This is a genomic window from Polynucleobacter sp. UK-Gri1-W3, from assembly GCF_018881595.1.
Classification (GTDB): Bacteria; Pseudomonadota; Gammaproteobacteria; order Burkholderiales; family Burkholderiaceae; genus Polynucleobacter.
In genome coordinates this window covers 438737-450952 of the sequence record NZ_JACVQA010000008.1, presented here as the reverse complement: position 1 = coordinate 450952, position 12216 = coordinate 438737, and the positions used below count along the sequence as shown (strand labels likewise).

10 protein-coding genes, 1 tRNA gene and 1 riboswitch are annotated in these 12216 nt (G+C 46.9%); of the genes, 2 read left to right on the top strand and 9 right to left on the bottom strand.

Translation table 11 applies throughout. The features are described from left to right. The first annotated feature begins 21 nt into the window (after positions 1-21). A complete protein-coding gene (gene thiD / locus ICN36_RS10195; RefSeq protein WP_216228224.1) occupies positions 22-906 on the top strand; it encodes a bifunctional hydroxymethylpyrimidine kinase/phosphomethylpyrimidine kinase in 885 nt (294 codons plus the stop codon). A gap of 44 nt (positions 907-950) precedes the next feature. Here the strand turns inward: thiD and ICN36_RS10190 are convergent, their stop codons facing one another. The 9 genes from ICN36_RS10190 to ICN36_RS10150 all read right to left on the bottom strand — a co-directional run bounded on the left by ICN36_RS10190 (position 951) and on the right by ICN36_RS10150 (position 10102). Beyond that, positions 951-1877 (bottom strand): thiamine phosphate synthase, encoded by a 927-nt coding sequence (locus ICN36_RS10190; protein ID WP_216228223.1) that lies wholly within the window; start codon positions 1875-1877, stop codon positions 951-953. A gap of 35 nt (positions 1878-1912) precedes the next feature. Next, positions 1913-2731 carry a thiazole synthase gene (locus ICN36_RS10185; RefSeq protein WP_216228222.1) on the bottom strand — a complete coding sequence of 273 codons (819 nt, stop codon included), beginning with the start codon at positions 2729-2731 and terminating at the stop codon, positions 1913-1915. A gap of 28 nt (positions 2732-2759) precedes the next feature. After that, positions 2760-2957, bottom strand: a complete 198-nt coding sequence (gene thiS, locus ICN36_RS10180) for a sulfur carrier protein ThiS (protein ID WP_216228221.1) — start codon at positions 2955-2957, stop codon at positions 2760-2762. Next, entirely contained in the window at positions 2948-4099 is a 1152-nt protein-coding gene (locus ICN36_RS10175; RefSeq protein WP_255531296.1) for an FAD-dependent oxidoreductase, read from the bottom strand. The genes thiS and ICN36_RS10175 overlap by 10 nt, the downstream gene beginning before the upstream one ends. A 28-nt stretch (positions 4100-4127) precedes the next feature. Beyond that, positions 4128-6068: a phosphomethylpyrimidine synthase ThiC gene (thiC, locus tag ICN36_RS10170; RefSeq protein WP_255531295.1), complete on the bottom strand. Its 1941-nt coding sequence runs from the start codon at positions 6066-6068 to the stop codon at positions 4128-4130. Positions 6069-6105: 37 nt separating this feature from the next. Next, positions 6106-6214: riboswitch (TPP riboswitch) on the bottom strand. Positions 6215-6299: 85 nt separating this feature from the next. Next, on the bottom strand, positions 6300-7133 hold the full coding sequence (locus ICN36_RS10165) for an NUDIX hydrolase family protein (RefSeq protein WP_216228220.1): 834 nt from the start codon (positions 7131-7133) through the stop codon (positions 6300-6302). Between the two features lie 224 nt (positions 7134-7357). Further along, positions 7358-7432: transfer RNA gene (locus ICN36_RS10160), tRNA-Arg, on the bottom strand. A gap of 213 nt (positions 7433-7645) precedes the next feature. Next, positions 7646-8878: an MFS transporter gene (locus tag ICN36_RS10155; protein WP_216228219.1), complete on the bottom strand. Its 1233-nt coding sequence runs from the start codon at positions 8876-8878 to the stop codon at positions 7646-7648. A gap of 3 nt (positions 8879-8881) precedes the next feature. Beyond that, complete coding sequence (locus ICN36_RS10150; RefSeq protein ID WP_216228218.1) at positions 8882-10102, bottom strand: CaiB/BaiF CoA-transferase family protein; 1221 nt, start codon at positions 10100-10102, stop codon at positions 8882-8884. Between the two features lie 79 nt (positions 10103-10181). Between ICN36_RS10150 and ICN36_RS10145 the strand changes: the two genes are divergently transcribed. Next, positions 10182-12170 carry a DNA topoisomerase IV subunit B gene (locus ICN36_RS10145; protein WP_216228217.1) on the top strand — a complete coding sequence of 663 codons (1989 nt, stop codon included), beginning with the start codon at positions 10182-10184 and terminating at the stop codon, positions 12168-12170. Positions 12171-12216: the final 46 nt, after the last annotated feature.

Genomic DNA, 12216 nt, shown 5'->3' with positions numbered 1-12216 from the left:
ATAAGCCGATATTATAGCAAGATGAATTCACTTCTTCCTACTTCTGTGCGGATCCCCAAAGTACTGACCATTGCTGGATCCGATAGTGGCGGCGGGGCGGGGCTGCAAGCCGATCTTAAGGTGATCACGGCTTTAGGTGGATATGGGATGTCTGTCATTACAGCAATAACCGCCCAAAATACCTTGGGTGTCACACGCATTCAGGATGTCGATCTTGAAGTGGTAGAAGCTCAGATTGATGCTGTTTTAATGGATATTGGGGCTGATATTGTCAAAATCGGCATGCTGGCAAGTCCAGAAATAGTCCGCACAGTTGCTAAATCTTTACGCAAGCACGGTGTTAAACGCATTGTTCTTGACCCTGTTTTGCGTGCCACTTCTGGCGCAAGCTTGGGTGGTGACGACACCGCCCAAGCGATGATCGCTGAATTATTTCCTATCGCATCTCTTATTACACCCAACATGGATGAAGTTTCTTTGTTGCTTGGTCGTGAAATTAGCGGCCCCAATGATTTCAAATTAGCTGCAGAAGAATTGCTTGAGATGGGGCCACAAGCAGTGCTCATCAAAGGTGGCCACTTAGATAGCACACATACACAAATTACCGATTACCTAATGTGGCGCACACTCGAAGATGGTCTAGAGGTTATTCAATCAAAAGAGTTCAAACACTATCGAGTAAATACCGTAAATACTCATGGCACCGGATGCTCTTTAGCGTCTGCAATTGCTACTTACCTTGCAGATGGCCATGATCTAGCTCATGCAGTTGCTAAAGCGATCGCCTATGTAGAGGCAGGCTTGGAGGCGGGGCGTTTCTTAAGTATTGGTGAAGGCCCAGGGCCTTTGTGGCATATGCATGATTTTTATCCGACAGCATTGCTGGATGAAAAAGATCAGAATTAAAACTGGTGCTAAAGAGGGAAAGAAGCAAAGATGCAAAGAAGGCTCTAAGCCCGCATTAATTCTTGTAAGTGCTTTACTGCTGCCTTCGGGTCTTTAGACTGAGTAATGGCTCTCACGACGGCCACTGAGCCAACGCCACTCTTAGCTACCGCATGAATGCTATCTTGATCAATGCCACCAATGGCTACCAGTGGATAGTTGCTCATTAACTTAGCGTACTGATATAAGCGACCAAGGCCTTGAGGTGCTGTTGGCATCTTCTTTAAGTTTGTCGGAAAGACTGCACCCATTGCAATGTAGCTTGGACAAAAGCGATCTGCATAAGCAAGCTCTGCATAGCCATGAGTACTTAAACCCAGTCTTAAGCCTGCTACACGGATCTCATCTAGGTTCGCGTCTACCAAATCTTCTTGGCCCAAATGAACGCCATAGGCACCAGCATCAATTGCTTCTTGCCAATAATCATTAATGAAGAGCAGGGTCTTACTATCTGTGACGGCTGCAACAGATTCTTTGATCTGTTTTCTGATCTTGGATTTTTCGTCCGACTTAAAGCGTAGCTGTACGGTTGGCAATTCAGCCTCCACCATACGCTTGACCCAATCAGCATCTGGCATGACGCCGTATAAGCCTAAGCGTTTTGGGCACTCTTTAAAGGCGTTGGGATTCATGTTGCGAGTCCAAGGCAGTAAATCAAAATGCTCTGGTCTGCTGGGCCATTTAAAGGGATTAAAACCGCCATCTTGCAAAGTCATGCGAGACCAAGCCTTACCCAACACTTTTGCATCTGACTCAATAAACCCCATTTCAATACTAGCTAAAGCACCAGCTAGTTCGTAATGATCAACAGCGGCTTCATTGTCAATCAGTGGAGGAGGTAAGTTAAGACTAAATGCCGGAATCGGAAGGCATAAATCTTCATTGCGATGCGCGGCAACGATTTGGTCTGCAAGATCTCGAATTAGGCTCATGAGTTCAGTGTACTTAACTAGGTGTAACTAAGAAACTACGATTGATGCCAAAAAGGTGTGCCTACCAAAGGCGTACTTGCTTGGGCTGACTCTTGGGGTTTCATGGCGCCGGATAAATGGGCTGCACGACCAGCATCAACAGCCTTAGCAAAGGCTTTAGCCATCACCACTGGATCATCTGCCAAGGCTACCGCCGTATTGAGTAGTACGCCATCAAATCCCCATTCCATTACGGTACAAGCGTGCGAAGGCAGACCTAGGCCAGCATCCACCAAAAGCGGAACCTTGAGGCGATCGCGCAAGAGTTTCATGGCATACGGATTTAAAGGGCCTTGCCCTGTTCCAATTGGGGCAGCCCAAGGCATCACCGCTTGACAGCCCACATCAACCAAGCGTTGGCACAAAATCAGATCTTCAGTGCAATACGGCAGCACCTTAAAACCATCCTTAATTAATGTCTCAGCAGTTTGAACTAAGCGCAAGACATCAGGCTGCAAAGTGTAGTCATCACCAATGAGTTCAAGCTTGATCCAATCGGTTTCAAAAACTTCACGTGCCATTTGTGCTGTCGTAATCGCTTCTTGTGGACTATGACAGCCAGCAGTATTTGGCAAAACCGGAACGGCCATCTTTTTAAGTAAATCCCAAAAGCCGCTGTGCGCTTCAGTAGAGGAGCTACCCTGACGTCGCAAGCTCACGGTAATCATGGCAGGATTCGATGTCTGTACTGCGTTCTCTAATATCTGCGGGGAAGGGTAGCGTGAGGTGCCCAATAGCAAACGACTCGCAAAGCTCTCGCCATAGAGGACAAGAGTGTCAGCGTTATTCAGGTTACTTGGTAGGGGTGCGTTCATTTCAACTTCAATGTTATTTTCATTTACATCATCCGCCAGTAACTGGCGCAATCACTTCAATTTGATCGTTCTCATTCAAAACAAAGTCAGCATGCTTTGTCTTAGGTACAAAATTCATATTTACTGCGACAGCGTAGGGCGGCTTTGCATTAATTAAAGTCAATGCATCACTCACCATGCTCTTGCTAGGCAACTCATAAGCAACCTGATTGACGATTACGCGCATACCACCTCAACACGATTATTGTCTTGCGTAAGGCTCATACCTAACTCCAATGCCGTTTTGCTTGTGCCAAATTCCAAAAGCTCTAAGGCGCAATCCATTACTGCTGGAGAAATCATAAAACCATGGCGATACAAGCCATTGATTAGGATCAAATCAGCAAGCCCTGTATCTTTTTGAGATCTAATTTCTGGCAGATTATTTTTTAAAGTCGGACGACACTGCGTAGCCATCTCCAAAATACGAGCCTCTGCAAAGCCGCTATGAACGGTATACACCGCACTAAGCAATTCCATAGCAGAGCGCACACTCATTTCTGATAAGTCATCGGATTCAATTTCAGTGGCGCCCACCACATAGACGTCATTTTCTTTTGGAGCGATATAGATCGGATAGCGTGGATGTATTAAGCGAGTGGGACGATGCAACTTTACCTCTGGCGCATAGAGTCGAATCACCTCACCACGAACGCCACGCAAGCTATTAGGCGATTCGCCAGAAGACCATGATTCCTTAGCGCCTGTACCGCGGCAATCAATTACCGCTTTATAGGTGGTCTGTTTGCGCAACTCAGACGGATCAATTTCGGTATGCCAGTGGCAATTTACTTTCTGTAGTTTTAACTCAACGGCAAGGGCATCCAATAATTGACGATTATCTAATTGCCCTTCATTCGGTAAATAGAGTCCTTGATTAAACCTATCGGTAACACCGGGCTCAAGTTCGCGCAATGCTTCGCTATTAAGCTTTTGTGGCGCACTTAAGTTGGGGTTGGAGCGACAGTTTTTTTCCAGATGCGCAGCAAAGCGCTCTGCATCACTAGCATCTTGGCGATGCCACAAAATCAAGGTGCCTTCTTGCTGAAAGTAAACCGGAGCAGTCAAACTGGCAATAAGCTCTTTCCAGCGAGGCAGGCTATACAAGCCCATGCGAACGACAGAATCTTCAGTAATGGCAGATTCGGCTAAAGGCGCCAGCATGGCTGCAGCAATTCTGGCAGCAGCATGAGCTCCATCAGAACCACCCTTATCAAATAGATCCACTTGAGCGCCACCTTTAGCAAGCGCAAGCGCTAGCAGGCGACCAATCAGGCCGCCGCCAACAATCGCATACTTGCTATTAGAGAAGCTCGCACTAGTCATCATTACCGATTCAACTTATTACTCAAATGGCTTACTGATAAATTTCACTACCGCGCTTACGGAACTCGGCAGACATTTCTTCCATACCCTTAGAAGCATCAGTCACCTCAGTAATTGGAATTACCTTTGCTTTAGGGTTGCCATCGGCATCTAATGTTGCCGCGTAGTCACGAACTTCTTGAGTGATCTTCATGGAGCAGAACTTCGGACCACACATTGAGCAGAAATGGGCAATCTTCGCGCCTTCAGCTGGCAGGGTTGCATCGTGATATTCACGTGCACGCTCAGGGTCTAAGCCAAGATTAAATTGGTCTTCCCAGCGGAACTCGAAACGCGCCTTAGATAGGGCGTTATCGCGCACTTGCGCGCCAGGTAAACCTTTGGCCAAGTCAGCGCCATGGGCAGCAATCTTGTAGGTGATGATGCCTTCGCGTACATCCTCTTTATCCGGCAAACCTAAGTGTTCTTTTGGTGTGACATAGCAAAGCATTGCTGTGCCATACCAACCAATTTGCGCTGCACCAATACCGCTGGTGATGTGATCATAGCCAGGGGCGATGTCAGTAATCAATGGTCCGAGAGTATAGAAGGGGGCTTCTAAGCAATGCTTCAACTCTTCAGTCATATTCTCTTCAATGCGCTGCATTGGCACGTGACCAGGACCTTCAATCATGACTTGCACATCATGTTTCCAGGCCTTGGCAGTCAATTCACCGAGTGTATGGAGTTCACCAAACTGAGCCGCATCGTTAGAGTCGGCAATACAACCAGGACGTAAACCATCACCTAAGCTAAATGACACGTCATAGGCTTTCATGATTTCACAAATCTCATCAAATTTGGTATAAAGGAAGTTCTCTTTATGATGAGCCAAGCACCACTTAGCCATGATCGAGCCGCCACGAGACACAATGCCGGTAATACGATCAGCTGTTAAGGGTACATAGCGCAGTAAAACACCCGCATGAATAGTGAAGTAATCTACACCTTGCTCAGCTTGCTCAACCAAAGTATCGCGGAACATTTCCCAGGTGAGGTCTTCTGCAATGCCACCAGTTTTATCTAGAGCTTGATAGATTGGAACAGTGCCAATCGGAACTGGAGAGTTACGAATAATCCATTCACGCGTTTCATGAATATGCTTACCAGTGGAGAGATCCATGATGGTGTCTGCACCCCAACGAATAGACCAGACCATCTTTTCCACTTCTTCATTAATCGATGAGGTAACCGCAGAGTTGCCCAAGTTACCGTTAATCTTCACGCGGAAGTTACGGCCAATAATCATCGGCTCTAGTTCAGGGTGATTAATGTTGGCGGGAATAATTGCACGGCCCGCAGCAATTTCAGAGCGGACAAACTCGCCAGTAATGATTTCTGGTAAGTTAGCACCGTAGCTTTTGCCTGGGTGCTGCTTAAGGAGTTGCTTGTATGCTGGATCTTTGCGCAGTTGCTCCAGACCCATGGATTCACGCAGTGCGATGTATTCCATTTCAGGGGTTATGATTCCCTGGCGGGCGTAATACATCTGACTCACGTTATGACCAGATTTGGCTACGCGTGGTGCGCTAATGTGAGCAAAGCGTAAATTTTGGGTGGCTTCGTCTTGTGAGCGAGCAACACCATACTCGGAAGTAGGGCCGGAAAGTTGTACTGTGTCGTTACGTTCTGCAATCCATGCATCACGCAGTCTTGGCAAACCTTTTTCAAGATTGATTACAACATCTGGATCGCTATAGGGACCTGAAGTGTCATAGACCGGCACTGGCGGATTGGCAATCATCTCTTCGCCAACGCGAGTAGGTAGCTGCTCAATCATGCGGATTGGCGCTTTGATATCCGATCTAGAGCCTTGAAGGTAAGTTTTTGTCGATGCTGGATAGGCAAACTTTTGCCCGAAGTCGCGCTCCAAACTTTTTAAACTGGGAATCTCGTGTTTAGCGTTTTTAGTTGAGGTGTTACCTGTACTCATGTCCATCTCCTAGCTGTTTTAGATGGACGAAACCGGGTGTCGGTCTGATGTAACTCCCCACGCCAGCATTACCTGGATCGGGTTCTAGGGTCTTTCTCAGCGCCTTCAAGCTAAATCCGCTTTAAAGGGCACCCCTGTTTCATCCTTAAGATCGATTTAACCACGAATTGACTGATTAGGGCATGACTTCAGTCAAGCTGCTTTGAAAGGGCTCATTAAGCCCAAAAGACCCTATTTATTGCGACGCAATATAAAGTCTGCAGTGACAAAAGCAGCATCAGAGGTAAATTCATCGGCCAGGATGCGTGCCGCAGCCTCTGGCAGGGAAATTTCAATAAAACCGCTGACTTCACCATCATGATTGGTTGGAACGAAGTTATCCGCAAGCTCTAAGTCATAAACATAGAGCTGTTCATCATGAAAGCCTCGTCCGATAGATGGTCGGCGCATATGAATACGACCAACAGGCTCAATTTGATCTGCAATTTGTTCGGGCACACCAGCTTCTTCCCAAAGTTCGCGACGCGCGCTCACCCAAGGAGTCTCATCGGCTGTAATGCCGCCGGCAGCTAAGTTATCTAACTTGCCCGGATCGGTAGGCTTAGTTTCACTACGTCTTCCCAGCCAAATGGTATTGCCTTGCGTATAGCCGTTGATATGGGTTGCCATACTGCGAAAGCCAAAGGTACGAAACGCAGCGCGCTCCATACGAAAGTATTTGTGACCATTTTGATCTACCCAAGCAAAGTCTTCGTTACGCCAGCCTGGAATAAATCCACCTAACCTCATGCGATTGGCTAATTGATAAAGGCTATTTGATAAATCCCTGGGTTTACCCAGTTGAATGGGGAGTTTGTCATGCCCCATGGAAATCATTGGGATAGATTCCTTTTGCAAGGACTCATGCAAGTAGGGAGTGAAATCAGGATTCAGGTGGCCAATGAGTTGTTCACCCATTGCACCGCGAGATAAATAAATTGGTAGGTAATCCCCAGGAGCAGAACGCGCCGTGTTTTGGAGCATTTCCTCTAGGGCTGCTAGCGTGCTGGTTGATAGGCTGTTCATGGCCCAAGTGTAAGGGAACTTGGCGTTCTTTGCCCTTATTGATCCATCCCCATAACACAAAAAATTACAGGAACTATATTAAATATCTATAAGCGGATACGCAAAATAGGGCAATACATTCTGCACACAAATTAGGCAAGCTAGGTCATCCTATACAAATCTATGACTTACGAAAACTTTTGAAGATTTATCCACAAGGCCTGTGGATAAGTTTGGAGAATTTTTGGTCCCGCCGACAGGAATCGAACCTGTATCCCACGCTTAGGAGGCATGTGCACTATCCATTGTGCTACGGCGAGTCAGATGTAAAGCTAAAAATATGTTAATGGGAATTCTAATGAATTACTTGTCAAGACCCGTCAAGAACTGCCAAGAACTACCAACCACAAAGAGCCCAAACTTGATTTGTTACTGCCACCATCATATCGGGTGCAAAGTACATTGAAAAAATGAGTAGCAAAACAAACAAAGCAAATCCATAGGAAATGATGTTCCACGGGAATGACCTTTTCTTAAGCATTGGCCACTCGATGTACTGCTTGTTCTTTTACAGGAAGGTTGACTAAGAAAGCAAAGACACCTAATCCAATTGCAATTTCCCACACAATTAAATACGAACCTGTTTGATCAAATAAATAACCACCGAGGAAAGCTCCACAGAAACTTCCTAGCTGATGCGAGAAAAAGATGAGGCCCGAAAGCATTGTTAAATACTTCACGCCAAAAATTTGCGCAACAATGCCATTGGTTAATGGAATAGTAGAGAGCCATAAGAATCCCATGATGGCTGCAAAGATGTAGGTGCTCATCGGTGTTGGTGGCAATAATAAAAATGCTGTAATGGCAATCGAGCGCCCGATATAAATTGCAGAGAGCAAATATCGCTTAGGAAAGCGTTGGCCCAAGATGCCTGAGCTATAGGTTCCAAAAATATTAAAGAGGCCAATCAAGGCCAGGGCGGTAGTGGCAACAACCGGAGCGCCAACAGCCGGATAGCTTGATGAGAGGTCTTTTAGATATGGAGCTAGGTGAACTGCAATAAATACCACCTGAAAGCCGCAAACAAAATAGCCTAAGGTGAGATAACGAAAGCTAGGGTTGCTGATAGCTTCTTTTAAAGCCTGCTTGATCGTTTGGTCACCCAGCTTATGGCTGTAAGTGAAATTCTTCTCACGCAACATAAACGCAGTAGGAATCATCAAGCTAGCCATCAATGCCAATATCAGTAGCGCATCTTGTGTACCAAACATACTGAGCAAACCTTGCTCTGCTGGAATCATGAGGAACTGTCCAAATGAGCCGGCAGCTGCAGTAATGCCCATTGCCCAAATCCGCTTTTCTGCTGAGACATTGCGACCTAAGATTCCGTAGACCACGCTGTAGGTAGTCGCAGTTTGTGCCAGGCCAATGAGTAAGCCGCCAGCCAGAGTGAAGTTCATTACATCGGTAGAGATCGCCATACCGGCTAAACCTAAGACATACAAAATCCCTCCAGCGACCATGATTTTAAATGCGCCATAACGATCAGCCAATGCGCCAGTCACTGGTTGAACTGCGCCCCAAATCAGATTTTGCAGGGCAATAGTTAGTGCAAATGTTTCACGACCCCAGCCATTGGCTGAAGTAATGGGCAAATTAAAGAGTCCAAAGCCATGGCGAATACCCATGGATAGGGTGACCATGAGTCCGCCATAGATAAGGACTTCCTTCATGGAGAGTCCTGCTTTGGAGGTTTGCGTAGTCATAGGCTAGATGATTCCTTTGGTACGCAGTTCTTCTATTGCTTGATCATCAAGCTTTAGGCGCTCATGCAAGATCTCTTGGGTATGTTGGCCAAGCGTTGGCGGAGCCATCCGCACTTCCGTAGGAGTTTTGGATAGACGCATAGGGCTGGCAACCAATTTCATATTTCCAACAGTGGGGTGCGGAACATCAATCTGCACGCCACGATGAATGACTTGCTCGTTTTCAAAAACTTCTTTGAAGTTATTGATTGGGCCGCAAGGAACATTGGCTTTCTCAAGCAAAGTAATCCACTCGCCTTTGGTCATTTTGCGAGTCATCTTCTCCAGAAGGGGAATGAGTTGCTTACGATGCTCAACGCGCAAGGGGTTAGTGACATACAGCGGGTTATCCGCTAAGTGGGCTTCGCCACCAGCAGTTACAAAATGTCGGAATTGACCATCATTACCGGCGCCCACAATCATCCAGCCATCAGAAGTCGGGAAGGTTTGATAGGGAACAATGATCGGAGAGGCATTGCCCCAGCGTTTAGGGACTTCGCCTGAAGTCAGATAAGCGCTCGATACATTGGCCATCACGGCTACTTGCGTATCTAGCAAGGACATATCGATGTATTGACCTTCACCGGTGTGGTCGCGATGGACTATAGCGGCCAATATGGCAGTGCTGGCATACATGCCGGTAAAGATATCTGCAATTGCAACACCAGATTTTTGTGGGCTTGCGCCTTCAAAGTCGTGCGCTTCACCAGTCACGCTCATGAAGCCACCCATGCCTTGGATAATGAAATCATATCCAGGGCGATGGGCATAGGGCCCAGTTTGACCAAAACCTGTAATCGAGCAGTAAACCAAATCCGCTTTGACCTTCCTAAGGCTTTCATAATCAAGGCCATATTTAGCCAGGTCGCCTACTTTGTAATTTTCAATGACGACATCTGACTGAGCAGCAAGCTTGCGGATGAGATCTTGACCCTCAGGTTTGGCGATATCGACTGTAATGGAGCGTTTATTGCGGTTAATACAAATAAAATAGGCAGATTCTTCGGTTTCTTTGCCATTGGCATCTTTGGCGAAGGGAGGGCCCCAATGGCGGGTATCGTCCCCAACCCCAGGCCTTTCCACTTTAATGACATCTGCACCCAAATCCGCTAGGTTTTGAGCGCACCAAGGACCTGCCAAGACACGGCTAAGGTCTAAAACGCGAATATGACTTAAGGCTCCCATTCCCTAATTTTGGCATGGATGACAGGGGATTACCCGAAAAATTCGGTCTAGGCCCCAGACATGACTACAATTTGCGCGCATGGCTACCCGTAAAACTTCCGAATACAGCGAATCGTCGATTCAGGTCCTAAAAGGACTTGAACCAGTCCGTCAACGGCCTGGAATGTACACCCGCACTGATAATCCACTCCACATCATTCAAGAGGTGCTCGATAACGCATCTGATGAGGCTTTGGGTGGGTTTGGCAAGCAAATCATCGTCACTATGCATGCCGACGGCAGCGTGAGCGTAGAAGATGATGGTCGCGGTATTCCAGTGGGCATGCATCCTACTGAGAAATTACCGGTAGTTGAGATTGTATTTACCCAGTTGCATGCTGGCGGTAAGTTTGAAAAAGGCACTGGGGGTGCGTATGCCTTCTCCGGTGGTTTGCACGGAGTAGGTGTTTCGGTAACCAATGCCTTATCGAGAAGATTAGAAGTGACTGTTTGGCGCGATGGCCAAATGTCCACATTAACCTTTGCCGATGGCAAGGTGATTGAAAAGCTTAAAACGATTGCCTCTTCAAAAGAAGATAAGTCACACGGTACTCGTGTACGTGCTTGGCCAGATGGTAAGTATTTTGATAGCTCAGTGATTCCAATGCCTGAGCTTATTCGCCTGTTGCGTTCCAAGGCAGTGTTATTGCCTGGTGTGAAGGTAACTCTGATTCAAGAAAAATCAGGCGACACCCAGACTTGGCAATACGCACAAGGTTTGCGCGGCTACTTAAATGAAGCAATTGCACAAGCAGGCCATGGTGCCGAAGTCATCCCCCCGTTCGAAGGTGAGCAATACGCTACGGGCTCCGGAGATGATGATTCTTTTGCTGAAGGTGAGGGCGCAGCTTGGGTGGTTTGTTGGACTGAAGATGGTGCACCGGTACGTGAGAGTTATGTGAACCTGATTCCAACTCCTGCCGGCGGTACCCATGAAAGTGGTTTGCGTGAAGGCTTATTTAACGCCGTTAAAGGCTTTATTGAGATGCATGCATTGCAACCAAAGGGCGTGAAGCTCATGCCTGAAGATGTATTTGCACGTGCCTCATTCATCTTGTCTGCAAAGGTTTTAGATCCTCAGTTCCAAGGTCAGATTAAAGAGCGTCTTAATTCTCGTGATGCCGTACGTTTGGTCTCTGGTTATGTGAAGTCTGCTTTAGAGCTCTGGCTCAATCAGCACGTTGACTATGGTCGTAAGTTGGCTGATCTGGTAATCAAACAGGCGCAAGCGAGAACACGTGCAGGCCAAAAGGTTGAAAAGAAGAAATCCTCTGGCGTAGCGGTACTTCCTGGAAAGCTCACCGATTGTGAGAGTGAAGATATCGGCATGAACGAAATCTTCCTTGTAGAGGGCGATTCTGCTGGTGGTTCGGCAAAGATGGGTCGCAATAAAGAATATCAAGCCATCTTGCCATTGCGTGGCAAGGTATTAAATACATGGGAAGCTGAGCGTGATCGCTTGTTTGCTAATAATGAAGTACATGACATCGCAGTAGCGATTGGTGTTGATCCCCATGGAGCAAATGACAATCCAGACTTATCCAACCTACGCTACGGCAAGGTTTGCATTTTGTCTGATGCGGACGTTGATGGTGCGCATATTCAGGTATTGCTTTTAACCCTGTTCTATAAGCATTTCCCTAAACTCATTGAGCTAGGGCATATACATATTTCGAGACCGCCTTTGTTTAGGGTTGATGCCCCGGCACGCGGCAAGAAACCAGCGCAAAAGATTTATGCCTTGGATGCCAATGAGCTCCAAGCGATTGAAGATAAGTTGCGTAAAGATGGCGTGAAAGAAACTTCCTGGCAGATCTCACGCTTTAAGGGCTTGGGAGAAATGAGTGCAGAACAGCTTTGGGACACTACTTTGAATCCAGATACCCGCCGTTTACTACCAGTAACTTTAGGCGCATGGACTGAAGACGAAACATTTAAAACAATGGATATGTTGATGGGTAAATCTGAATCTGGTGCTCGTCGTGACTGGTTAGAAGAGCGCGGCAACGAAGTGGAGGCGGATATCTAATGGCAACTAAAAAGACTCCTGGACAAAATACTCTGGCCGAACAGGC